Origin of the sequence: Litchfieldella xinjiangensis (genome assembly GCF_000759345.1) — a bacterium.
GTDB classification, from domain to species: Bacteria; Pseudomonadota; Gammaproteobacteria; order Pseudomonadales; family Halomonadaceae; genus Litchfieldella_A; species Litchfieldella_A xinjiangensis.
Genome location: NZ_JPZL01000001.1, coordinates 306,554 through 330,191, shown reverse-complemented (window position 1 = coordinate 330,191; position 23,638 = coordinate 306,554). Strand labels below are relative to the sequence as shown.

Annotated in this window: 25 protein-coding genes; 19 read left to right on the top strand and 6 right to left on the bottom strand. The window is 60.0% G+C overall.

The features are described 5' to 3' along the window. The first annotated feature begins 14 nt into the window (after window positions 1-14). The 7 genes from mobA to JH15_RS01525 all read left to right on the top strand — a co-directional run bounded on the left by mobA (window position 15) and on the right by JH15_RS01525 (window position 5,241). Entirely contained in the window at window positions 15-602 is a 588-nt protein-coding gene (gene mobA, locus JH15_RS01555) for a molybdenum cofactor guanylyltransferase MobA (protein ID WP_043526344.1), read from the top strand. Next, a complete protein-coding gene (gene mobB / locus JH15_RS01550; RefSeq protein ID WP_422730542.1) occupies window positions 590-1,189 on the top strand; it encodes a molybdopterin-guanine dinucleotide biosynthesis protein B in 600 nt (199 codons plus the stop codon). Before mobA ends, mobB begins: the two co-directional genes overlap by 13 nt. After that, window positions 1,186-2,454, top strand: a complete 1,269-nt coding sequence (moeA, locus tag JH15_RS01545; protein WP_043526341.1) for a molybdopterin molybdotransferase MoeA — start codon at window positions 1,186-1,188, stop codon at window positions 2,452-2,454. The genes mobB and moeA overlap by 4 nt, the downstream gene beginning before the upstream one ends. Further along, on the top strand, window positions 2,451-3,251 hold the full coding sequence (gene moaC, locus JH15_RS01540) for a cyclic pyranopterin monophosphate synthase MoaC (protein ID WP_043526339.1): 801 nt from the start codon (window positions 2,451-2,453) through the stop codon (window positions 3,249-3,251). Before moeA ends, moaC begins: the two co-directional genes overlap by 4 nt. A 1-nt stretch (window position 3,252) precedes the next feature. After that, window positions 3,253-3,705: a molybdopterin synthase catalytic subunit MoaE gene (gene moaE, locus JH15_RS01535; RefSeq protein WP_043526337.1), complete on the top strand. Its 453-nt coding sequence runs from the start codon at window positions 3,253-3,255 to the stop codon at window positions 3,703-3,705. Continuing rightward, window positions 3,699-4,691, top strand: coding sequence for a GTP 3',8-cyclase MoaA (gene moaA, locus JH15_RS01530; RefSeq protein WP_156105262.1), 993 nt, complete (start codon window positions 3,699-3,701; stop codon window positions 4,689-4,691). Before moaE ends, moaA begins: the two co-directional genes overlap by 7 nt. Window positions 4,692-4,950: 259 nt before the next feature. Beyond that, window positions 4,951-5,241 carry an H-NS family histone-like protein gene (locus JH15_RS01525; protein ID WP_043526333.1) on the top strand — a complete coding sequence of 97 codons (291 nt, stop codon included), beginning with the start codon at window positions 4,951-4,953 and terminating at the stop codon, window positions 5,239-5,241. Between the two features lie 82 nt (window positions 5,242-5,323). Here the strand turns inward: JH15_RS01525 and JH15_RS01520 are convergent, their stop codons facing one another. Continuing rightward, on the bottom strand, window positions 5,324-6,904 hold the full coding sequence (locus JH15_RS01520; protein WP_043526330.1) for a ribonuclease J: 1,581 nt from the start codon (window positions 6,902-6,904) through the stop codon (window positions 5,324-5,326). Between the two features lie 218 nt (window positions 6,905-7,122). Here JH15_RS01520 and purU point away from each other — a divergent pair, with 218 nt between their 5' ends. Together purU and JH15_RS01510 are read left to right on the top strand one after the other, a co-directional pair. After that, entirely contained in the window at window positions 7,123-7,977 is an 855-nt protein-coding gene (gene purU / locus JH15_RS01515; protein WP_043526328.1) for a formyltetrahydrofolate deformylase, read from the top strand. Window positions 7,978-7,983: 6 nt separating this feature from the next. Further along, on the top strand, window positions 7,984-8,655 hold the full coding sequence (locus JH15_RS01510; RefSeq protein WP_043526326.1) for an energy-coupling factor ABC transporter permease: 672 nt from the start codon (window positions 7,984-7,986) through the stop codon (window positions 8,653-8,655). Window positions 8,656-8,681: 26 nt separating this feature from the next. Here JH15_RS01510 and dinB read toward each other — a convergent pair whose 3' ends face one another. Both dinB and lexA read right to left on the bottom strand, forming a co-directional pair. Further along, the gene (gene dinB / locus JH15_RS01505; RefSeq protein ID WP_043526324.1) at window positions 8,682-9,734 is read right to left on the bottom strand and encodes a DNA polymerase IV; all 1,053 of its coding nucleotides are present in this window, start codon (window positions 9,732-9,734) and stop codon (window positions 8,682-8,684) included. A gap of 17 nt (window positions 9,735-9,751) precedes the next feature. After that, complete coding sequence (gene lexA / locus JH15_RS01500) at window positions 9,752-10,408, bottom strand: transcriptional repressor LexA (RefSeq protein ID WP_043526322.1); 657 nt, start codon at window positions 10,406-10,408, stop codon at window positions 9,752-9,754. A 176-nt stretch (window positions 10,409-10,584) separates the two neighbouring features. Here lexA and JH15_RS01495 point away from each other — a divergent pair, with 176 nt between their 5' ends. The 5 genes from JH15_RS01495 (at window position 10,585) to JH15_RS01475 (ending at window position 14,275) form a co-directional block, all read left to right on the top strand. Beyond that, on the top strand, window positions 10,585-11,253 hold the full coding sequence (locus tag JH15_RS01495) for a TetR/AcrR family transcriptional regulator (RefSeq protein WP_043526320.1): 669 nt from the start codon (window positions 10,585-10,587) through the stop codon (window positions 11,251-11,253). Between the two features lie 3 nt (window positions 11,254-11,256). Beyond that, a complete protein-coding gene (locus JH15_RS01490) occupies window positions 11,257-11,775 on the top strand; it encodes a L,D-transpeptidase (protein WP_043526319.1) in 519 nt (172 codons plus the stop codon). Between the two features lie 88 nt (window positions 11,776-11,863). Continuing rightward, window positions 11,864-12,886: a beta-N-acetylhexosaminidase gene (gene nagZ / locus JH15_RS01485; RefSeq protein ID WP_043526317.1), complete on the top strand. Its 1,023-nt coding sequence runs from the start codon at window positions 11,864-11,866 to the stop codon at window positions 12,884-12,886. 21 nt (window positions 12,887-12,907) lie between these two features. Next, entirely contained in the window at window positions 12,908-13,486 is a 579-nt protein-coding gene (locus JH15_RS01480; RefSeq protein ID WP_043528605.1) for a hypoxanthine-guanine phosphoribosyltransferase, read from the top strand. Window positions 13,487-13,537: 51 nt separating this feature from the next. After that, the gene (locus JH15_RS01475) at window positions 13,538-14,275 is read left to right on the top strand and encodes an S-methyl-5'-thioinosine phosphorylase (protein ID WP_043526315.1); all 738 of its coding nucleotides are present in this window, start codon (window positions 13,538-13,540) and stop codon (window positions 14,273-14,275) included. An 8-nt stretch (window positions 14,276-14,283) separates the two neighbouring features. Here the strand turns inward: JH15_RS01475 and JH15_RS01470 are convergent, their stop codons facing one another. Both JH15_RS01470 and JH15_RS01465 read right to left on the bottom strand, forming a co-directional pair. Then, a complete protein-coding gene (locus JH15_RS01470; RefSeq protein WP_081948818.1) occupies window positions 14,284-16,086 on the bottom strand; it encodes an AMP-binding protein in 1,803 nt (600 codons plus the stop codon). Between the two features lie 60 nt (window positions 16,087-16,146). Further along, window positions 16,147-16,581, bottom strand: coding sequence for a MerR family transcriptional regulator (locus tag JH15_RS01465; RefSeq protein WP_081948816.1), 435 nt, complete (start codon window positions 16,579-16,581; stop codon window positions 16,147-16,149). A 194-nt stretch (window positions 16,582-16,775) separates the two neighbouring features. On the opposite strand from JH15_RS01465, the gene JH15_RS01460 reads away from it, so the two are divergent. The 5 genes from JH15_RS01460 to JH15_RS01440 all read left to right on the top strand — a co-directional run bounded on the left by JH15_RS01460 (window position 16,776) and on the right by JH15_RS01440 (window position 22,677). Next, entirely contained in the window at window positions 16,776-17,945 is a 1,170-nt protein-coding gene (locus JH15_RS01460; RefSeq protein WP_043526313.1) for an acyl-CoA dehydrogenase family protein, read from the top strand. A 29-nt stretch (window positions 17,946-17,974) separates the two neighbouring features. Continuing rightward, on the top strand, window positions 17,975-19,093 hold the full coding sequence (locus JH15_RS01455; RefSeq protein ID WP_043526311.1) for an enoyl-CoA hydratase/isomerase family protein: 1,119 nt from the start codon (window positions 17,975-17,977) through the stop codon (window positions 19,091-19,093). A 37-nt stretch (window positions 19,094-19,130) separates the two neighbouring features. Next, on the top strand, window positions 19,131-20,033 hold the full coding sequence (mmsB, locus tag JH15_RS01450) for a 3-hydroxyisobutyrate dehydrogenase (RefSeq protein ID WP_043526310.1): 903 nt from the start codon (window positions 19,131-19,133) through the stop codon (window positions 20,031-20,033). 242 nt (window positions 20,034-20,275) lie between these two features. Further along, on the top strand, window positions 20,276-21,460 hold the full coding sequence (locus JH15_RS01445; protein ID WP_043526308.1) for an acyl-CoA dehydrogenase: 1,185 nt from the start codon (window positions 20,276-20,278) through the stop codon (window positions 21,458-21,460). A gap of 11 nt (window positions 21,461-21,471) precedes the next feature. Further along, the gene (locus JH15_RS01440) at window positions 21,472-22,677 is read left to right on the top strand and encodes a CaiB/BaiF CoA transferase family protein (RefSeq protein ID WP_043526306.1); all 1,206 of its coding nucleotides are present in this window, start codon (window positions 21,472-21,474) and stop codon (window positions 22,675-22,677) included. 7 nt (window positions 22,678-22,684) lie between these two features. On the opposite strand, the gene ppsR is transcribed toward JH15_RS01440, so the two are convergent. Further along, window positions 22,685-23,518: a posphoenolpyruvate synthetase regulatory kinase/phosphorylase PpsR gene (gene ppsR, locus JH15_RS01435; RefSeq protein ID WP_043526303.1), complete on the bottom strand. Its 834-nt coding sequence runs from the start codon at window positions 23,516-23,518 to the stop codon at window positions 22,685-22,687. Window positions 23,519-23,638: the final 120 nt, after the last annotated feature.

The following is a 23,638-nucleotide window of genomic DNA, read 5'->3' as shown; positions in this document are numbered from 1 at the left end:
CGATGTGGAGAGCTATGCAGGCAGAGCAAATGACCGGCCTGGTCCTGGCGGGAGGGCAGGGGCGACGGATGGGCGGCCGGGACAAGGGGTTGGAAATGTTCGCCGATGTGCCGTTGATCGAGCATGCCTTGCATCGGCTACGACCTTACGTAAACGAGATCCTGATCAATGCCAATCGTAGCCACGACGAGTATTCTGGTCGTGGCGCGCGCGTCGTGGCCGACATTGAAGGTGGCTACCAAGGACCCTTGATGGGTATCTGGACAGGCTTGACCTTGGCCCGAACGCCTTGGGTGGTCGTGGTACCTTGTGATAGCCCGGTTTTACCCGATGATCTGGTACCCAGGCTCGCTGCTGGCCTGGGGAATCACGACATCGCCATGGCCCACGATGGTGAGCGAGCCCACCCCGTGGTGGCCCTGATTCGTCGGAGCCTGGTCGATGACCTGGGCGCGGCGCTGGCGGAAGGCGAGCGCAAGATCGATCGTTGGTACGCCAGACACGCGCTATGCGAGGTGGACTTCAGCGATTGTCCGATGGGCTTCGCCAATCTGAATACCGAGCAGGACAAGGCACGACTGGAACGGCAATGGACGCAATGACAACCCCTTTTACGCTTGACCTCGACGGCGAGACTTTGCCATTGCTCGGTATCGCGGCGTGGAGTGGCACAGGCAAGACGACGTTACTGGAAGCGCTATTGCCGAGATTGCGCAGCCGGGGCCTGAAGGTCGCCGTGATCAAGCATGCCCACCACAGTTTCGATGTCGACCAACCCGGCAAGGATAGCCACCGCCTGCGTGAGGCGGGCGCGACGCCGATCCTTATCGCCTCCAGGGCACGCTTGGCTTTGATGATGGAGACGCCCGACCAGGAAGAGGCCGACCTCGCCATGCTCGTCGATCAGGTTCGTCCTTTAACACCCGACCTGGTGCTGGTGGAAGGCTTCAAGGCTTGGCCATTACCTAAGCTGGAACTCTACCGCAAGGCGGTAGGCAAGCCACTACGCGTCATGGAAGATGATTGGATACGCGCTGTCGCCTTGCCGGGCGACGAGACCCTGACGCTACCGGTTGGCGTCGATAGGCTCGACCTCGACGATATCGATGCCATCGCCGACTGGATTGCCGATTGGCCGCGACGCTGGTCACACATGACCTTACCCCGTGACGGAGCAAGCCGACCATGAGCCTCTCCTGTTTCGATCTTGGCGAGCGCATGCTTTCCCTCGAAGAAGCATTGGCGGCACTCGATCAGTTCACGCCTGCTGCGCTGGGCGACGAAGCCTGTCCCCTCGAAGCATCGCAGGGACGCATCCTGGCCGAGGACGTCCGCTCCACCCTGGACGTGCCGCAGAATACCAATGCCGCGATGGACGGGATTGCGCTTGCATGGCCGACGCGCGAGGATGCCGGCCCCGAGCGATGGCCACTCGTCGGAGAGTCCTTGGCGGGGCACGGGTACTCCGAGTCGGTGCCCCGTGGCACCGCAGTGGCGATAACCACCGGTGCGCCATTGCCCCCGGGAACTGATACGGTAATCATGAGCGAGCAACTTGAGTTCGTTGCCGAGGATGAAGGCACTTGGGTGGGGATCCAACAACCCGATACGGTGCGCCAGGGACAAAACGTTAGACACGCCGGGGAGGATGTCGCCCGCGGGCAACTGGCGCTTTCGCGTGGAACACGGCTTCGTCCTCAGCATCAAGGGCTACTGGCATCGCTCGGCGTGGCAGCGGTTCGAGTGCATCGCCGCCCACGGGTAGCGCTATTTTCCACTGGCGACGAAGTCGCGGCCCCTGGTGAGGCCCTCCCTGGGGCGGGTATCTACGACGCCAATCGTTTTTCGATACGTGGGCTGCTGGAACGGCTCGGTTGTGACATCGATGATCTCGGAATACTGCCCGACGATCCTCAACGGATCCGGGAAGGGGTAACGAGAGCGGCCGAAACCGCCGATTTATTGATCACCAGTGGCGGCGTCTCCGTCGGTCAGGCGGACTGGGTTCGTCACGTACTCACGGAAGCCGGTGACCTGGGATTCTGGCGCATCGCCATTCGCCCGGGAAGACCGCTGGCCTTCGGACAGCTGGGAAAACGCGGCATTCCTTTCTTCGGCCTGCCGGGCAATCCGGTCGCGGTCATGGTGACATTTCTGCAGTTCGTGCAGCCCATGTTGAGGCACATGCAAGGCGAGTGCGGCTGGTCGAATCCCCGGCTGAGTGCGATTGCCGACGAGCCCTTGGCAAGCCGCCGCGGTCGCGTGGATTTCCTGCGTGGCGTCTATCATTGTGATGAGTCAGGCCAGCTTCACGTGCGCAGTACCGGTCGCCAGGGATCGGGAATCCTGTCGTCCATGGTGGCGGCAAACTGTTTGATCGTGATCACCGCCGACCGTGAAGGGGTCGATCTCGGCGAGGTGGTTACCATACAACCTTTTGGTGAACTGACATGAGTCTGACCCATCTCAATACACGCGGCGAAGCCCATATGGTCGATGTCGCGGACAAGGCGGAAACGCGTCGCGAAGCCCGTGCCAGCGGCTACATCACCATGCAGCCCGCGACGCTGGCATTGCTATCCGCAGGCGGTCTCCCCAAAGGGGATGTACTGGCCACCGCACGTATCGCGGGGATACAGGCAGCCAAGCGAACCCACGAGTTGATTCCGCTGTGCCATATGCTCGCGCTGTCCAAGGTATCGATCGATTTTGAAATCAACGAGACTGAATCCCGCGTCGAGGCCACGGCAACGTGCCGCTTGAGTGGCCGTACCGGTGTGGAGATGGAAGCGCTGACTGCCGTATCGGTGGCCTGCCTTACCCTCTATGACATGTGCAAGGCCGTGGACAAGGATATGATCATTGGCGAGATCAAGCTCGAGGCCAAGACGGGCGGTAAATCGGGGGACTATTATCGAGAACCCGAGCGAGACAGTCCCATCGTGACCGGAGAGTATCGTAGTGGCGAGGTGACGGTGGGGCTACGTCAGGACACGCCTTGCGTGCATGTAAAATGCTTGGCGGAACTGCGTGAACGGTTGGGGATCAATGAACTCGATGTCCCTTTCGAGTCATTGAAGGAGCAAACCGTCGCCGGACTCAAGGCCATTCTTCGAGAGCGTGATGAGCGATTTTTTCAACTCGACGATTCTCGCGTGCTGTGTGCGGTCAACCAAGTGATGGGTAGCGACGGTACGCCATTGACGGCCGACGACGAGGTCGCCTTCTTTCCGCCGGTGACCGGAGGCTAGCATGATCGACGTTCAGCACGCCGCGTTCGATCCGGGTTTCGAACAGACCAAGCTGCTGCAAGGGCGACAGGATATCGGTGCGATCGTCAGCTTCACGGGGCTGGTGCGTGATTTCAATGAAAAGCCCGATATCCTGGGGATGACCCTGGAGCACTATCCCGGAATGACGGAGTCCGCCTTGAATGCTATCGTCGAGGAAGCCGAGTCGCGCTGGCCTCTGCAGGGGGTAAGGGTGATTCACCGCGTCGGATACCTGGCACCTGGCGACCCTATCGTCTTGGTCCTTGTCGCCAGCGCTCATCGGCGGGCCGCCTTCGAGGCATGCGATTTCATTATGGACTATCTCAAGACGCGTGCCCCTTTCTGGAAAAAGGAGCATACCGCTTCCGGTCATCATTGGGTGGCCGAGCGAGCCAGCGATCAGCGAGATGCCAGGCGTTGGGGGGAATCATGACCGCCTTGATCGACAGTTTTGATCGCCGGGTACGTTACGTGCGTATTTCAGTCACTGATCGCTGCGATTTTCGTTGTGTCTATTGCATGAGCGAGGACATGACTTTCCTTCCGCGTGCCCAGGTATTGACTCTCGAAGAGCTCGGGCTCGTGGCCAGGGCGTTTACCGAGCTTGGCGTAGAGAAGATTCGTCTGACGGGGGGAGAGCCTCTGGTCCGGCGGGGCATCGACTCATTGGTCGAGGAGGTCGGGGCCTTGCCAGGGCTGAAGGATTTCGCAATGACCACCAATGGGGCAGGACTCGGTAAATATGCCAAAGCCCTGCACGCAGGGGGACTGCGACGCCTTAACATCAGTCTCGATTCGCTGGATGCGGACAAGTTCCGTCGCCTGACCCGGACAGGGAACCTGAGCAAGGTCATCGAAGGCATTCACGCGGCACGCGAGGCAGGATTCGAACGAATCAAATTGAATGCGGTGATCCTGAAAAACCGTAATGATGACGAAGTGCTCGATCTGGTCGAGTTTTCACGTCATGAAGGTCTGGATATCAGCTTCATCGAAGAGATGCCGTTGGGCGATGTCTCGGATCACGATCGGGCCGAGACCTACTGCTCCAGCGACGAGGTCAAGGCGCTTATCGAGCACAGGCACGCCTTGCTGCCAACTGCAGAGTCGACACTCGGGCCTTCTCGCTATTACCGCATGCACGATAGCGATACACGTGTCGGCTTTATCTCTCCTCACAGTCATAATTTCTGCGATACCTGCAACCGTGTGCGCGTAACGGTTGAAGGCCGCTTGTTGCTTTGCCTGGGTAATGAGCACTCGGTTGACCTGCGTGCCGTACTTCGTCGGTACCCGGGCGACATCGAGGCACTGAAATCGGCCATTGTCGACGCCATGCCGTTGAAGCCGGAACGCCATCACTTCACGACTGACGGCGATGTACAAGTCGTGCGCTTCATGAACATGACGGGGGGGTGATCGAGTTTTTGTTGGCGACTACTGCAAATACCCCGAGTTATTCGGGGTATTTTTATAGGTATGTGTTGTCTCGATGAGCCATCCGACCCCATTTCTCGTTAGTTACCGCTCCGTTTTTATTGAACTTAACAACCGGGGGATTCCCCGAGACAATTGAAAGTTTATATCCTGAACTTCTTGCCAAGCGGGTAACCAAGCATATACTTTTTAGCATAAAGCCATGGAAGTCGTCATTCGACCCTAAGTACGGAGGAGGCAAATGTCTTCCGAAACCTTGGAACGCATCGCCCGTAACAAGAACGTTGCACGTGCCGCCGCGCGTCAGCTGAGCATGGAACAATTGCATAAGCTGGCGGAAGTCATCGGCGAAGTGATCGAGCAAAAGCAGGATGAAGACAAGCAGCGCCAGGAAGAGGAAGCGCAGAAGGAGCGAAAACTGGCTGAAATTCGCGAAGCCATCAATGATGCCGGATTATCACTCGATGATCTGGTGTCAGAGCAGCCGAAGCGGCGCCGTGGCCGGCCACCCAAGAACGCGCCTAAAGCCTGACCCCTCGTTCTCGAACAACGGGTCTCACCCTGGCAGGTAAAAGCGGACATCAGTCCGCTTTTTCTGTTCCTCCTTTTGCATTTTACGGGGCTTCGGCACCCACCACTTGTAGATGCACTTCAGGCATGTGGCGAAGACGCTCGCTGAGATATTGCATCAAGGGGCTGTGGAGTTCCCGCCGTAGTTCCATCAGGCTGTCAGCGTTAATCGTCGTCAGCCGTTCATCCAGCCAATCCGCGAAGGCATCCTCATCGAGCGTGCTCGAGGCACTGGTATCAATCAGCAAGCGACCGATACGAGCCCAGCCTTGTTCCATCGGAGCAACTGGCAGAGCAAGAAACAAACTCCCGTACCGTTGTTGCCGCCGCTGCGTCGTATCGGCTAGCCCAGGCAGCGGAACCACTGCATTCTGATCTACGATACACGGCCGTTGCGGATGCTTGGCCTCGCACGTCAGGCCATCCTGATCGAAACGAATCATGTCGCCGTCGGTGGGTGTCAGCGGGGCCTGGATACCTTGTGCCTGGGCGAGTTCACAATGGCTCTGCTGGTGTAATTGTTCCCCATGCACTGGTAGAAGATAGCGAGGCTCGACCCATTGATAGAACTGTTTCAGCTCTTCCTGGGCGGGATGTCCCGAGGCGTGCAACTCAGGATGGCTTTGTTCGTCATAGACCGCCACGCCTTTACGTGTCAGCGCCCGCTGTAATCGTTCGATGAGGCGCTCATTGCCTGGAATGGCCTTGGCGGAGAAAATCACGCTGTCCCCCGAAACGAGCTCGAAATTCGGGTGGCTACCGTGTGCCAGGCGGGTCAGGGCGGCGCGGGGCTCTCCCTGGCTGCCGGTGGCAATCACCAGCACTTCCTCAGGGGGGAGGTAGCCTAGATCGTTAACCGGCACCAAGGGAGGGAAATCGTCGAGATAGCCCAATCCTCGCGCAATGCCCACCATGCGTTCCATGGATCGGCCCATCAGACTGACACGCCGACCGCAGCGGGCCGCGGAGCGACCGATTGCCAGGACGCGATCCAGGTTGCTGGCGAAGCACGTCACGATGACCCGTCCCGCACATTGGGGAAGCTGCTCAGCGAGGGCTGAGGCGACCTCACTTTCGCTGCGGGAGTGGCCCGCGACCGGGGCATTGGTCGAGTCACCGACTACCAGATCGACGGGAGCCAGAGCACGGAAAGTGGCTGGATCGATGGGGTCACCGATCAATGGCTTGGGATCGAGTTTCCAGTCACCCGTATGCAGCACCCGGTAATCCGGCGTGGCGATCAACAGGGCGCAGCTTTCGGGGATCGAGTGGGTCACCGGAAGATAGCGCAGGGTAAAGGGCCCGCTCTCGAGCGCTTCACCTGGCTCGACGACTTCAATGGCGTCCGTGGCCAGGCCGCGGTCGATGAATTTGGCCCGCAGCAGACCGGCCGCCAGGGGGGTCGCGTAAATCGGGCAGCCCCAACGGGGCCATACCCAGGCGACCGCCCCGATATGGTCCTCGTGACCATGGGTGAGGAAGAGCGCCTGAGGCGTGATCTCCAGGCTATCGAGGGTAGCGGTATTAGGGACCTGCAGGGGACTTCCGGGAAGATCCTGGCGAATCATCATGCCGCAATCGATGGCGATCCAGTGTCCGTCATATCCGTACAACCCCAGATTCATTCCGATTTCACCACACCCGCCCAACGGCAGAAAATGAAGCGGTGGGCGTCGTCTGGGGCGAATCTGGACTCGTGGCTGTGGCATAGGGGAACGTGGGCTCGTTGATCGACTTTCCCCTACGATAAGGGATCGAAGGCCGACCTCACAACGCGCATGAACTTTTGCCCTCGAATTGGCTACACTATGCGCCCCGCAAATCACCCAACGGCAGTCAATCGATGTCTCACAGCTATCGTCTAGTCGTCTCCTGCCCCGATCAGCTCGGGATCGTGGCGCGTGTTTCGGGATTTATCGCAAGCCAAGGAGGCTCGATCACCGAAGCAAGCCAGCATTCGGATCTGGTGACCGGGCGATTCTTCATGCGTTACGAGATTCGTGTGGATTCCTTTGCCCTGGGTACCGAGGCATTCCGGCGCGCTTTCGAGCCCATCGCGGAGGAATTCTCCATGCAGTGGGCCTTGACCGATACGCGACGCCGCAAGCGGGTCGTGCTGATGGTCTCGAAGGCCTCCCACTGCCTGGTCGATCTACTCTATCGGTGGACCGCGGGTGAGCTCGACTGCGACATACCTTGCGTCATTTCCAACCATGAAGATATGCGCTCCCTGGTGGAGTGGCACGGCATCGCCTACCATCACGTGCCGGTGAACCCCAACGACAAGGCCAGCGCCTTCGCCGATGTCGAGCGTCTGGTGGAAGCCGCGGAAGCGGATACCGTGGTACTGGCGCGCTACATGCAAATCCTGCCGCCAGCGTTATGCGAGCGGTATGCCGGGCGCGTCATCAACATTCATCATAGTTTCCTGCCGTCCTTTGCCGGGGCCAAGCCCTACCATCAGGCCTATGAGCGTGGGGTGAAGTTGATCGGGGCGACCTGTCATTATGTGACTTCCGAGCTCGATGCCGGCCCGATCATCGAGCAGGACATTCATCGTGTCAGTCACTGTCATACGGCGGAGGATCTGGTGCGGTTCGGCCGGGATGTGGAAAAAGCAGTGCTGGCGCGTGGCCTTCGCTGGCACTTGGAAGATCGGGTATTGATCCACGGTAACAAGACCGTCGTCTTTGCTTGAGGTGACATGACCTTTACCCAAGTCGTACTGGCCCCATGGGTCCTGGTTGCCTGCGGCCTGGTCAGCCTGGCCATGCTGGGCTTGGTCTTGCGGTTGCGTCCGTGGCAGGCCCTCCTGGGCGATTCGGGCCTGCAGCATCGCCTGATGGCCGCTACGCTATGCGTGGCACTGTTCTGGCAACTGCGTGCCCAGGCCGTCGATTGGCTGAGCCTGCACCTCATGTTCACCGCGCTGTTGACCCTGATCTTCAAGGCGCCGTTGGCGCTGTTGGTGAACGTTCTAGTCAATATTGCGATGCTGGCCGTGGGCCGCACCGAGTGGCCCCTGCTGGGGGTCAATGTGCTGATGAGCGGTGTCGTTCCGGCGCTGGTCATGGTGATCGTCTGGCGATTGGTCGATCGGTACTTACCGGACAATGTGCCGATCTTCATCTTCGTCTGCGGTTTTCTGGGGTCGGCACTGTCCACGCTGGCTGGCGGGCTGACCATGGTCGGGCTGGCCTGGGTGGGGGCTAGCGACCTTCAGGTCTGGTACGTCACCCAGGAATATGCCTTGTTCCTGCCGCTGCTGATGCCCTCCGAGGCTTTCATTACCGGCATGCTATTGAGCCTGCTGGTGGTCTACCACCCGCATTGGGTCGCCACGTTCAATAGTCATCGCTATATCGATACGAAGTGACGACGTGGGGCAGCGCTACAATGTGATCACAGCGGAAGCGCCAATTGGCGTTGTCGGTCGGCCGGTGTGAGGCGTACGCCGACGCCCAGCAAGCGTACTGGACGACTGGCGCGTTGCCAGGCCTGGCTCAAGAGGTTGGCAAAGGTGCCGGCTTCAATGCGCTGACCACTCGTCTCCAATGTGGTCAAGCTGAAATCCTCGAAGCGAACCTTGACGAACAGCTTGTCGATAGCGGGGTGTCCGTGTCGCTGCATGCGCTCCTCGAGGCGTTGGAGCAGGGCAGGGAGGGCCGACTGGCAATGTTCGAGGTCAGGCAGGTCGTGCTGATAGGTCGTCTCGGCGCTGATGGATTTACGCTCGCGCTCGATCTTGATCTCGCGATGATCGATTCCGCGGGACAGTTCATGCAGGCGATAGCCGAACTTGCCGAATCGGGCGATCAAGGTATCGAGGCTGCACTCGCGCAAGTCCTCGCAGGTGACGATTCCCATTTCATCGAGCTTTGCGGCGTTGGCGGGGCCGACCCCGTGCAGGCGCTTGACGGGTAGCTGTCTGACGAAGGTATCGACCTGGTGGGGGGCGATGACGAACAAGCCGTCCGGCTTCTCCCAATCGCTGGCGATCTTGGCCAGGTACTTGGCCGGTGCAGCGCCCACCGACAGCGTGATGCCGGTTCGACGCAGGGATTCTTCTTTCAGCCAGCGTGCCATCCAGGTGGCGCTTCCCCGAAAACGGTCGACCTCGGTGACATCGAGAAAGGCCTCATCGAGGGATAACGGCTCAACCAGCGATGTCAGCTCATGGAAGATCGCCTGTATCTGTTGCGAAACCGAGCGGTAAAGGTCGAAGTTCCCTGGAAGCAGTATGAGGTGGGGACACAAGCGCAAGGCGCGCGCGGTGGGCATGGCCGAGTGCACGCCGAAGGCACGGGCGGGATAGTTGCAGGTGGAAATGACCCCGCGCCGTTCCACGCTGCCACCGATAGCCATGGGGACATCGCGTAGCGACGGATTGTCACGCATCTCTACGGCTGCAAAGAAGCAGTCGCAATCGGCATGCAGAATCTTGCGGGTCTTCATTTCCACCACGCCGGGTGTCAGCTCAGCGCCTGGCCGTTACCACCCCGAATCACGCCGACGCCAATCCCCTCGATCTCCAGGGGTTGCTGGCGCAAATCTACTTCGATCGGGGCGAAATCGGCATTCTCGGCCAATAACCAGACATGATGACCTTGCCGCTTGAAGCGCTTGACCGTGACTTCGTCTTCCAGGCGTGCCACCACGATCTGGCCATCACGAACTCGGCTGGTACGATGAACGGCAAGCAGGTCGCCTTCCAGAATACCCACGTCCTTCATCGATAGTCCGCGTACACGCAGCAGGTAATCCGCCCTTGGGGTGAAATACTCTGGCGGCAGGGGACAATAGCGATCGATGTTCTCGGCAGCCAGGATCGGGTTGCCGGCGGCGACTTCCCCGATGATGGGGAGCCCTTGCTCGGGCGGGCTCTCCGTTTCCGGAAGGCCGCGCTCGTTGTCCTGGTTGGCCAGGCGAATGCCGCGTGACGTTCCCGCCACCATGCGAATGACGCCTTTCTTGCTCAGCGCGCGCAAATGCTCCTCAGCGGCATTGGGCGAGCGAAAGCCCAAGGCTCGGGCGATCTCGGCACGTGTCGGGGGGTAGCCCAACTCTTGCATGGTCTTCACGATGAAATCGTAGACATTCTGCTGTCTTGGCGTGAGAGGGCGTGTCATGCGGCCTCCGCTATGGATGGGGATTGGTCAAGTATACAGCATGGAATTCCATCCAGTAATAGGATATGGCGCGTTTGATGTATCGTTTTAAACGGCTTGCATTGCCATGTGGAGTCATGCAGCGTTGTAGCCATGATGTTTAAAACAATCGTTTATAGCCAGTGAGAGACCAGATCATGGCCCAGACCGATACCGTGACGCGAATACTCGATACCGCCGAGGTGCTATTCGCCGAGCGCGGTTTCGCCGAGACGTCATTACGCAATATCACCAGCAAGGCCAAGGTCAACCTGGCGGCGGTCAACTACCACTTCGGGTCGAAGAAGGCCTTGATTCAAGCAGTATTCGCTCGGTACCTCGATCCTTTCACCGAGCGTTTCCATGCGGCGCTCGATGGGCTCGAGGCAGAATATGGCAATGAGGTCATTCCCCTCGAGATTCTTCTGGAGACCATGGCACGGTGCGTCCTGGAGGTACCTGCCGAACGTAACAGCCTCAAGGTCTTCATGAAGCTGCTGGGACTTGCCTATAGCCAGGCCCAGGGACACCTTCGGCGGTATATCCAGGAGCATTACGGTAGCGTATTCACCCGCTTTACCGGGCTGGTACGCCGGGCGACGCCGGAACTACCGGATGCCGAGCGCTTCTGGCGGCTGCACTTCATGTTGGGCACGGTGATTTTCACATTGTCGGGGCTCGATGCGCTGCGTGATATCGCAGAGAAGGACTATGGCGAGCATGTCAGCGTCCGCGAGTTGATCCGCCGCCTGCGGCCGGTCGTGGTATCGTCGATGCAAGCGCCATTGCCAGCGACCGTAGACGACGTTCTACCGGCGGCGGGTTGAGCCATGCAAACACCTACTCTGGTCGACCTGCCTCCCCGCGATGATGTGTGGATTGAAATTGACGTCCCAAGGCAGGCGCTGTTCGTCTGGCAGGGTGAGCGTCGGGTCGGCGAATACCCGGTTTCGACAGGTAAGGCCGGCACGGGACAGCAGGAGGGGAGTGGTCAGACGCCCTTGGGTTGGCACTATGTACGTGCCGCGATAGGCGGTGGCCTTCCCCCCGGCACGGTGTATCGTGGACGACGCCCGACAGGGGAATGCTATTCGCCGACATTGGCCCAGGCGTTCCCGAAACGCGATTGGATATTGACGCGTATCCTCTGGCTCTGCGGCCTGGAGCCGGGTTACAACCGCGGAGGCGACTGTGACTCTCAGCGCCGCTATATTTACCTGCACGGCACACCTCCGGATGAACCGATGGGGGTGCCGGCATCGCATGGCTGCATACGCATGCGTGACGATGCATTGTTGGCCCTGTTCGACGTAGCCACACCCGGAACCCCGGTCTGGCTGCATGAATGATAGACCTCGCTGGTCTTGCCCATGACGGCTGTCGTCTATCTTCCAGTTGGTCTAGAATCCCCTCCCTTCGTAGCCTAGGAAGCCGACCATGACTCAACCTCTCGGCCCGGTAATGCTGGATCTGGAAGGGCCCAGTCTCAAGCGGGCGGAGCGAGATCTGCTGCGTCAGCCCGAGGTGGGTGGCGTGATCCTTTTCTCGCGGAATATCGAGAATGCCGCACAGGTCCACTCCCTGTGCACCTCGCTGCGTCGACTGCGCCCCGACCTTCTCCTGGCGATCGATCAGGAAGGCGGCCGGGTACAGCGCTTGCGCCAGGGTGTCACGCGGTTGCCCTCCATGCAGCGTCTTGCCGAAGGGTACGACAGCGATCCTCAAGCGACGACACAACGCTGCCAGGATGCCGGTTGGCTACTGGGCATGGAAATGGCGGCATGCGGTCTGGACCTGTCCTTTGCACCGGTACTGGATGTCGATGGCGGGAGTTCGACGGTGATTGGCGATCGGAGCTTCTCCAGTGATCCCCGCACTGTAGCAACGCTGGCAGGCGCATTCCTCACAGGTCTTCACGAGGCGGGGATGGTGGGGGTAGGCAAGCACTTCCCGGGTCACGGAAGCGTGGCCGCCGATTCCCATCACGAACTGCCCGTGGATACGCGCCCACTCGAGGCGCTGCGTGGCCATGACTTGATTCCCTTTGCCGAATTGGCACCACGCCTGGACGGCATCATGCCCGCGCATGTGGTGTTCTCGGCGTTCGATGAGCGTCCGGCGGGCTTTTCTCCCAACTGGTTGGGATTGCTGCGCCAGGACCTTGGCTTCAAGGGCGCCATCTTTTCCGATGACCTGTCCATGGCGGGCGCCGCTGTGGCAGGTGGGCCAGGCGACCGGGCTCGCTCGGCGCTGGACGCCGGTTGCGATATGGTCCTGGTGTGCAACGACCGCGAAGCTGCACGCGAGGTCATTACCGCCTGTTCCGGCCGTTCGGGTAAGCGTCACGCCAAGTTGCGCTATGGTCGGGCGCGTCCCAGTCTCGAAGCCCTGCCAGCGCTGTCGCGCTGGCGCCGCGTCCACGCCCGGCTCGAAGCCCTGGTCGACTCTTCTTCCCACTGATTTCGTAACGCGATGAACTTCATGCCCAAGCTCGATACCGATTTCAACGAATCCCTGGCTACCATGCGCGAAGTCATGGATCACGCCGATTGCCTGATATCTCAGGAACAGGTCGAACGCGCCCTCGATCGCATGGCCGAGGAGATCACGGCCAATCTCGGTGACAAGTTGCCGGTTTTCTATTGCGTAATGAACGGCGGACTGATCACTACCGGCCATTTGCTGACCCGGCTGGGCTTCCCGCTGGAAGTCGATTACCTGCATGCCACCCGCTATCGCGGAGGCCTACGTGGCGGTGAACTGTTCTGGCGCGTCTCGCCTGAAGTGCCAATGGCGGGGCGTCATGTCGTGATCGTCGATGACATTCTCGATGAAGGTGCCACCCTGGGAGCCATACTGGAATACTGCCGTGAGGCTGGCGCTGCCAGTATTTCGACCGCGGTGCTCGTCGACAAGCAGCATGATCGAAAGGCCGTGCCAGGGCTCAAGGCCGATTATTGCAGCCTCGAAGTGGCCGATCGCTATGTCTTTGGTTTCGGCATGGATTACAAAGGCTATTGGCGTAACGCGCCGGGAATTTTCGCGCCCAAGGGGTTGTGATCGCCCTGGCGGCGTAGAAGCTCACAGCGAAAGCAAGCAACAGGAGGCAATATGCTGGCGATCATTGGCGGTACGGGGCTCACCGAGCTTGCCAACCTCACGATCACCCATCGCCATGATGCGACGACGCCGCTAGGCAATGCCTCGTGCGGCGTCATCCAGGGCACCCTCGATGGGTCTCCCATGCTTTTCTTGCCTCGCCACGGCGTCACGCACTCAATTCCTCCGCACCGGATCAACTACCGCGCCAACCTGTGGGCGCTGCAGCAGGCCGGTGCGACACGCATCGTCAGCTTGAATGCGGTGGGAGCGATCGATCCCTTTCTGAAGCCCGGTAGCCTGATGCTACCCGACCAACTGATCGACTATACCTCCGGCCGGGACGCGACCTTCTTCGATGGCGATTTCAAGCCGCTCGAGCACATCGAGTTTTCCCAGCCCTACGATGAGACGTTGCGACATGCGCTGTGCCTGGCGAGCGAGCAGGCAGGCATCGGCCTGGAAGAGGGCGGCACCTATGCCTGCACGCAGGGCCCCCGTCTGGAGACAGCGGCTGAAATCGCCAGGATAGCGATGGAAGGTTGCCGGGTAGTGGGGATGACTGGGATGCCCGAAGCGAGCCTCGCGCGTGAACTGGCGATTCCCTATGCCTGTCTGGCGCTTGTGGTGAACCCGGCCGCGGGCGTCGTGGATGAAACGATTCCCATGGACCGGATCCAGGCGGCGCTCTCCCTGGCCGCCCAACGTGCCGAGCGCGTTATCGTGTCGTTATCCCAGCAGGCGCTTTAAGCGCACCCTCACTCCAGCCCCAGCTCATGGGTGGCTTGCTCGCGCATCTTGTATTTCTGGATCTTGCCGGTCACGGTCATGGGAAAGTCATCAACGAACTTCACGTAGCGGGGAACCTTGTAGTAGGCGATCTTGCCATCGCAGAATTTCCTCAAGCCTTCCTCGTCAAGCGACTCGCCTTCGACCAGCTTGATCCAGGCCATCACCTCCTCGCCATATTTCTCATCTGGTACGCCGATGATCTGAACATCGGATACCGAGGGGTGGGTATAGAGGAAATCTTCGATCTCACGCGGGTAGATGTTCTCCCCACCCCGAATGATCATGTCCTTGATGCGTCCCACGATCGCTACATAGCCGGCATCGTCCATGACCGCCAGGTCACCGGTATGCATCCATCCCGCCGCATCGATGGATTTGCGAGTGGCTTCCTCGTTTTCCCAGTAGCCGAGCATGACACTGTAGCCGCGTGTACAAAGCTCGCCCCGCTCCCCACGGTTCACCAATCGGCCGCTGGAAGGATCGATCAGCTTGACTTCGGTGTGGGGGTGGATGGTGCCGACGGTCGTCACACGCTTGTCGAGTGGCGCATCGGTCTGGGTCTGGAGGCTGACGGGGCTGGTCTCGGTCATGCCATAACAGATGCTGACCTGCTGCATGTGCATCTTGTCGATGACCTGGCGCATGATTTCGATCGGACAGATCGAGCCGGCCATGATGCCGGTGCGCAGGGACGCCAGGTCGAACGAAGTGAACTCCGTATGTTCGAGTTCGGCGATGAACATGGTCGGCACGCCATACAATGCGGTGGCGCGTTCTTCACTGACGGCCTGTAGCGTGGCGAGTGCGTCGAAACCATCGCTCGGGTAGATCATCGTTGCGCCATGTGTCATGCAGCCCAAGTTGCCCATGACCATACCGAAACAATGGTAAAGCGGTACTGGGATAACCATTCGGTCCTGCTCGCTCAAGCCGATTCGCTCGGCGACGAAGAAACCATTATTGAGGATGTTGTGATGCGACAGTGTCGCGCCCTTGGGAGCCCCCGTGGTGCCGGAGGTGTATTGAATATTGATCGGCTCATCGAATTGAAGGTCGGCCTGGTGCGCGCTCAACGTGGCGTCGCTCACTTCCTCGGCGCGTTCAAGCAGTGCATCCCAACTCGACATCCCCGGCAGGGCACGCTGACTATCCAGGCACACGACACGCTTGAGTGAGGGCAGCCGGTCGCTATGCAGCTCGGTGGCGCCGTGGGCCAGCGCGGGGACCAGGCTCTCGATCATCTCAACGTAATTGGAGCGCTTGAATTCGCCTTGCAGAATCAGCGTCGAGGTGCCCGATTGCTTCAGGGCATACTCAAGCTCATGGGTGCGGTAACTGGGGTTGATGTTGACCAGGATGGCGCCGATCTTGGCCGTGGCGAACTGGACGATTGCCCATTCTGCACAGTTCGGTGCCCAGATGCCTACGCGATCGCCTTTTGTCACGCCACTGGCAAGCAGGGCACGGGCCGTGCGGTTCACGACCGTTTGTAGCTCGCGCCAGGTATATCGTTGTCCCTGGTGGCGACTGATGAGGGCGTCTCGCTCCGCATGGCGTTCCACCGTGGCATCGAAACATGCGCCGATGGTCTGCCCCAGCAGTGGCTTGCTGCTGGTGCCGCTGACGTAGCTCAGGGAGCCATCCGCTTGGCTCGGTGACGCGTTATCAGCATGCGTCGAAGATGCATCGGCTTGGGCAGAAGGAGACGTAGCGTTTTTTGTCGGTGTGGAAGCGTTTTTTGTCGGTGTGGAAGCGTTTTGGCGTGACATATCGATTCCCGTTTGTTGGACCGCCTTGTTGGGTTATCTGTCGTCGTGAATGTTCGCTCGTCAAGGCAGGTCGGCGAGGGCCTCTCGGCAGCGTGACTCGACATCGTCGAGCTCCCGTTGCATCAGGCGAATGTCCTCGAGCTGGCGTTGCATGTCGGCACGTTTTTGTTCCAGTAACTCGAGAAGCCGTTTCAACTGTCTTGCATTGCCATCCGGCATGGCATCGTACAGCTCGATGACTTCCCGGATCTCGGCCAGGGAAAATCCCAGGCGCTTTCCTCTCAAGGTAAGCTTGAGTCGGACGCGGTCCTTATCATGATAGATCCGTGTTTGCCCGCGGCGCTCGGGCTCCAGTAACCCTTCCTGCTCATAGAAGCGGATGGTACGAGGCGTGACTTCGAACAGCTTGGCCAGCTCCCCGATGGAATAGGTGCGCCGTTGGCGCGTGGGCAAGGGGGTGTCTGAAATCAGGCTGTCGTCAGTCGCGTCGTTCATCAGGGCCTCGAAAGAAAGGGCGTCGTTTAAACTAGACTAAAACTAGTTGACGTTTACGTAAAGTGCTTGTAGACCAAGGGGTGACTTACACCGAGCCGAGCAAATGCTAGGTTGAACGCCATTCGTTGCACCAGCTTGCGGTCGGCTCGGCATAGACAACCACGCCAGCGAGCGCCAGGCGAGAGGATGCATCCATGAATTTTTCCCTCACAGACGATCATCGCGCACTGCAACAGGCCGCTGCCGATTTCGCTTATGCAGAACTTCAGGCGCATGCCGCGCGCTGGGATGCCGAGTCGCATTTCCCCATCGATGTCATCCAGAGGGCAGGAGAGGCTGGCTTTCTAGGAATCTATATTCCTGAAGAATTCGGGGGACTGGGCCTATCACGATTGTCGGCCTCGCTGATTTTCGAGCAACTCGCCCAAGGGTGCATCTCGACGACGGCTTACCTGACCATTCATAACATGGCCAGTTGGATGATTGCACAGTGGGGGGAGCCTGCCGTACATGAGGCGTGGCTACCCAAGCTGATTGAGGGTCGGGCATTGGCGTCCTACTGCCTGACCGAGCCAGGGGCCGGGTCGGACGCCGCCAATTTACGCACGCGTGCCGTAAAGGACGGCGACGCCTATGTCATCAACGGCTCGAAGATGTTCATCTCAGGCGCGGGTGCTACCGATGTTCTGGTGGTCATGGCACGCACGGGCGATGTCGATTCGGGCGCGAAAGGTATATCCGCTTTTCTTGTACCCGCTGACAGTGCGGGCATCACTTACGGCAAGAACGAAGAAAAAATGGGTTGGAAAAGCCAGCCGACTCGACTCGTCAATTTCGACGATGTCCGCGTGCCGGTGGAACATCGACTCGGCGACGAGGGCGACGGCTTCAAGCTGGCCATGCGCGGTCTCGATGGGGGGCGGGTGAACATTGCCAGCTGTTCGTTGGGGGCCGCCCAGCTCGCCCTCACGCTGTCTCGCGATTATCTGCAAACCCGCAAGCAGTTCGGCCATGAGCTCGCGACCTTTCAGGCGCTACAGTTCAAGCTGGCCGATATGGCTACCGAACTTGCTTCGGCCCGGCTCATGGTACGTCATGCGGCCTGGCGCCTCGACCAGGGCGACCCCGAGGCAACGGCCCACTGCGCCATGGCCAAGCGGCTGGCCACCGACATGGGCTTCCAGGTGTGTAACGAGGCGCTTCAATTGCACGGTGGCTATGGCTATATCAAGGAATACCCCCTCGAGCGGCTCGTACGCGATACACGTGTGCACCAGATTCTCGAGGGCACGAACGAAATCATGCGTGTCATCGTGGCGCGCCGCTTGTTCGCCGAGGGCATGATCGAGGCAATGCAGGCCTGAAACCACTGTATACGAAGCGGAGGTTACCGATGTCCGAGTTGGGCGTGCTTTTCGATGAGCTGCCGGTGCGTGACGGCGGCAAGATCGGCGTGGCGACCCTCAATGCCCCCAAATCACTCAATGCACTGTCGCTCGAGATGATCCATCAGCTCGATGCCAAGCTGGTGGCCTGGGCGGATGACCGTCACGTGGTTGCCGTGTGGCTCGAAGGGGCGGGGGACAAGGCGTTCTGTGCCGGCGGCGACGTGGTGGCGGTATATCGTGCCATGACCGAGGACGATGGTCAGGAGAATGTCTTCCCAGAGACTTACTTTGCGGCGGAGTACTGTCTCGATTACCGCATCCATCGCTATCCCAAGCCACTGCTGGTCTGGGGTGACGGAATCGTCATGGGAGGCGGGCTTGGCCTGATGGCCGGTGCCGGCTATCGCTTGGCCACGGAAACGACGCGGATCGCCATGCCCGAGATCACCATCGGCTTGTTTCCCGACATCGGTGCCAGTTGGTTTCTCAACCGAATGCCACGGGGGGTGGGGGCTTATCTTGGCCTGACCGGCGCGCAGTTAAACAGTCGCGATGCGTTGGACCTGGGCCTGGCCGACCGGCTCATACCCCGAGCGAGCCGAGAGATGCTGTTAGGTACGCTCGAAGAGGCGGATTATGGTTCTCGTACGCCCAGCGAATTGCATGCCGGCGTCCAGGCTGCCCTCAACCGTCATGAGCGCCGGAGCTTGGCACCAGCGCCCCAGGTCTGGCCTTTGCTCGATCACATCCAGACGCTAATGGCCTGCGCGAGCGTTGCTACTGCCACGCGACGGATACTCACCGATACCCGGGATCACGCTTGGCTGGCAGCCAACCGGGCGCGGCTGGAGACCGGCTGCCCGCTAACTGCCCATCTCGTGTGGGACATGCTGGCGCGTCATCGCCTGGGTAGCTTGGCCGATGCATTTCGCGACGAATGGAACCTGGCTGTGCAGTGTTGTCGGCGTGGCGACCTGGTCGAGGGGGTGCGTGCCCTGCTGATCGATAAGGACAAGTCGCCTCGGTGGCGCCACGCCAGCGTGGCCAAGGTGCCGGATGCCGATATCCAGGCCCTGCTGGCTCCCGTTGTGGATCATGAAGAGCATCCGCTGCGCCGGCTTTGAATGCCGGTTCCAATAATTCCAATACAAGGACAACGCCATGCAAATTGCATTCATCGGCCTGGGCAACATGGGCTCACCCATGGCAGCCAATCTAATCAAGGCGGGACATCGCGTCAGGGTTTTCGACCTGGTGGAGAGTGCGGTCCAGGCCTTGAAGGATGAGGGAGCCGAGACCGCAACCAGCGCTGACGAGGCGGTAGCCGGTGCCGAGATGGTGATCTCGATGTTGCCGGCAGGTCGGCACGTAAAGGCCCTCTATCTTGGCGATGAAGACGGTCCCGGACTGCTCGAGCGGCTGAAGGGGCAGCCCTTGATCATCGATGCCTCGACCATCGAGCCGGATGCCGCGCGCGCGGTAGGCGACGCTGCCGCCGAGCGCGGCTATGCCTTTCTCGACGCGCCCGTTTCGGGCGGTGTCGGCGGGGCGCGAGCCGGCACGTTGACATTCATCGTCGGCGGGGAAGCCAGTGCCTTCGAGACGGCCCGTCCGGTACTCGAGTGCATGGGACGCAACATCTTCCATGCCGGCGGTGTGGGCGCCGGCCAGGTCGCGAAGATCTGCAACAACATGCTGTTGGGTATCCTCATGAGCGGTACGGCAGAGGCCTTGGCGCTGGGAGAAAGCCATGGGCTCGATCCTGCCGTATTGTCCGATATCATGAAGCAGAGCAGTGGCGGTAACTGGGCGCTCAACGTCTACAACCCCTGGCCGGGAGTTATGGAAAACGTGCCTGCCGCCAATGAGTACCAAGGGGGCTTTCTGACCGATCTCATGGCCAAGGATCTCGGGTTGGCCTGGGAGCTGGCATTGAAGAGCCACTCACCCGTGCCGATGGGGGGGCAGGCACGCAACCTGTTTGCCCTGCATGTAGCCCAGGGGAGCGGACGTCTGGATTTCTCCAGCATTCAGCGCCTCTACCGAAGCGAGACCTCACATTGAATGAATTCGCTCCAATGATAACGGCACCCTGCGAGGTGCCGTTGTCTTTTGGGCTAGACATAAGAGGAGGGACACCTTGCGCCAAGGTAGGGGTAGCTTTGGTATGTGTTTTATTCTACATTCCATAAAAATGTCGACATTATTTAGCCTGGCATTCAGCTTCGCATAGTGACACCCACAGTTAACTTGCACAGTAACCCGGCATGCCGCCAGCCATGCCAAGCCAACAAGAGGGCCCGACCATGAGCCAGATAACGCCGATGACCTGGGAAGACCCATTTCGCCTGATTGATCAGCTCGATGAAGATGAGCGGATGGTTATGCAAACCGCTCACGACTACTGTCAGGAGAAGCTGCAACCGCGTGTACTGGAAGCGAATCGTCATGAGCGCTTCGACCGCGAGATCATGAGCGAGATGGGCGAGCTGGGTCTGCTGGGGGCAACACTGGATGGCTACGGATGTGCCGGTCTTAACTATGTGAGCTATGGCTTGATTGCGCGTGAAGTCGAGCGTGTCGATTCCGGTTATCGCAGTGCCATGAGCGTGCAATCGAGCCTGGTCATGTATCCCATCCATGAGTTCGGCAGTGAGGCCCAGCGCGAGAAGTACCTGCCCAAGTTGGCCAGTGGCGAATGGGTCGGTTGTTTCGGTCTCACCGAGCCCGATCATGGCTCCGATCCCAATGGCATGAGCACACGCGCGGTCAGGACCGACAATGGCTGGCGCCTCAATGGCACCAAGACCTGGATCACCAATTCCCCCATTGCCGATGTTTTCGTGATCTGGGCCAAGGATCAGGATGGTGTGCTTCGGGGTTTCATCCTCGAGAAAGGCATGAAAGGACTCACTGCACCCAAGATCGAAGGTAAGTTCAGCCTGCGGGCCTCGATTACCGGTCAGATCGCGATGCAGGACGTTGAGGTCAGTGATGATCAACGCCTGCCGGGCGTCGAAGGCCTCAAGGGGCCCTTCTCATGTCTGAACCGGGCACGGTACGGCATCTCCTGGGGCAGCATGGGCGCGGCCGAAGCCTGTTGGCACGCGGCACGTCAGTACACCCTGGATCGCAAGCAGTTCGGTCGTCCTCTGGCTGCCAACCAGTTGATCCAGAAAAAGCTGGCCGACATGCAGACTGAGATTGCCTTGGGCCTGCAGGCCTCGTTGCGGGCTGGCCGGATGATCGATGACGGGCAATTGGTCCCCGAGGTCATCTCGCTGGTGAAGCGTAACAATTGTGGCAAGGCACTGGACATTGCCCGCGCTGCGCGTGACATGCATGGCGGTAACGGGATTGCCGATGAGTATCACGTGATCCGTCATATGATGAACCTGGAAGCCGTGAATACCTACGAGGGCACCCACGACATTCACGCCTTGATCCTGGGTCGTGCGCAGACAGGTATTCAGGCCTTCATGGCCGAATGAAGGAGCAAGCCATGGCAGGACCCCTGGAAGGCCGGTTGGTACTGGACATGTCGCGGGTTCTGGCTGGCCCATGGGCCGGCCAGCTACTCGCGGATCTTGGCGCCCAGGTCATCAAGATCGAACATCCCCAGCGGGGAGACGATACCCGCAGCTGGGGGCCGCCATGGCTTGAGGAGGCCTCGGGTGGCCCTCAGGAGGCGGCCTATTACCTATGCGCCAACCGCGGCAAGCAATCGTTGGCGGTGGATATCGCCCATCCCGAAGGGCAGGCGCTGGTGCGTGCGCTAGCGCAACGCGCGGATATCTTACTCGAGAATTTCAAGGTGGGCGGTCTCAAGCGCTACGGCCTCGATTACGCCAGCCTGGCGTCGCTCAATCCCCGCCTGATCGGGTGCTCGATAACTGGCTTCGGTCAGGAGGGTCCTTATGCTGGGCGGGCCGGCTACGATTTCATGATTCAAGCCATGGGCGGCCTGATGAGTGTCACGGGGGAGAGTGAGGGACTTCCGATGAAGACCGGTGTGGCCATCACCGATGTCATGACCGGCCTCTATGCCACGATCGGCGTACTCGCGGCGCTCGATGAGCGCGAACGAACCGGGCGCGGTCGTCACGTGGATGTGGCTCTCCTCGACGTACAGGTTGCCACCTTGGCCAATCAGGCCCTCAACACGCTGGTCACCGGGACGGATCCCGTCCGGCATGGCAACGCTCATCCCAACATCGTTCCCTACCAAGCCTTCGCCTGTGCCGATGGTCACCTGGTACTGACGGTGGGCAATGACACCCAATTCGCCCGCTTCGCCGAGGTTCTGGGTCACCCCGAGTGGGCGGATGATCCCGCTTATGCCAGCAATGCGGCGCGGGTGGCAAATCGAAACCAGCTGGTACCCATGATCGCTAAGGTTTTACTTAGCCAATCCCGGGATACATGGCTGGCAGCGTTCGAGTCGCGCGGCGTTCCTGCCGGTCCCATCAATACGCTCAGTGAAGCCCTGGACGACCCGCAGATACGTCACCGGGAAATGGTGACCCGTCTTTCACGCAATGGCACCGAGATACCCCAGGTCGCCAACCCCTTGCGCTTCGACGGCCAATCCCAGACCAGCGACACCGCGCCTCCGGCACTGGGCCAGGATAGCGACCGTGTCCTGCGTGAGATGGGGCTGGGTGTCGAGGATATCGCTCGCCTCAGGACAATGGGCGTTGTGAGATAAGGCCCGCTCAGCGGGGCGAGAAGCGGCGTTGCAAGCCTGCCTCGGCGATCATGCGCGTCGAGATCTCCTCGATGGAGAAACGCGTGGTATCGATAAAGGGTATATGCATGCGCCGGAACAGGGCTTCGGCCTGCTGAATCTCACGCATGCATTGATCCATGGAGCAGTAGCGGCTATTGGGGCGGCGCTCGCTGCGGATAGCCGCGAGGCGCCGGGCGTCGATCGTCAAGCCGAATAGCTTGTGCCGCTGGGCAGCGAGCGCCTGGGGCAGTTTCAGGTTCCCGTCCTCATCGAGATCGTCTTCGGTAAACGGATAGTTGGCGGCCCGGATGCCGAACTGTAAGGCAAGGTAGAGCGAGGTCGGGGTCTTGCCGCAGCGAGACACACCGACCAGTATCACATCCGCCTTGTCGTACTGGTGGGTTCTCGCGCCGTCGTCGTTATCCAAGGCAAAGTGGACCGAGTCGATACGATTCATGTAGATATCGTCGCGCCCGATGGAGTGGGTGCGGCCCACGCTGTAGGTCGAATGCGTCTTGAGCTCTTCCTCGAGCGGGGCCAAAAAGGTCGAGAAGATGTCTACCTTGAAGCCGGGCGCCGCCGAGATGATGCGACGCACGGTTTCGTCGACGATCGTGTCGATGATGATGGGCTGCTCGCCATCGCGCACGGCCGTGGCCTCGATGACTTCGGCCAGTGCCTTCGCCTTGTCTGTCGTGTCGATGTACGGTTTGGTCACCATGCGAATTTCGATGTTCTCGAACTGGGCCAGCAGGCTGCGTCCCAGCGTTTCGGCAGTGATACCGGTACCGTCTGAAATGAAGAAGGCGGTGCGCGTCATGGTTGATCTCGGCGGGTAAATGAAGCCTGATTGTCGGCATAGAAGGGGCCGTCGACAAGCGCCACTACAAAGACGCCGGGTTTCGTAGCGTTGTTGTAAAAAAACTCCAGTGATTACGCT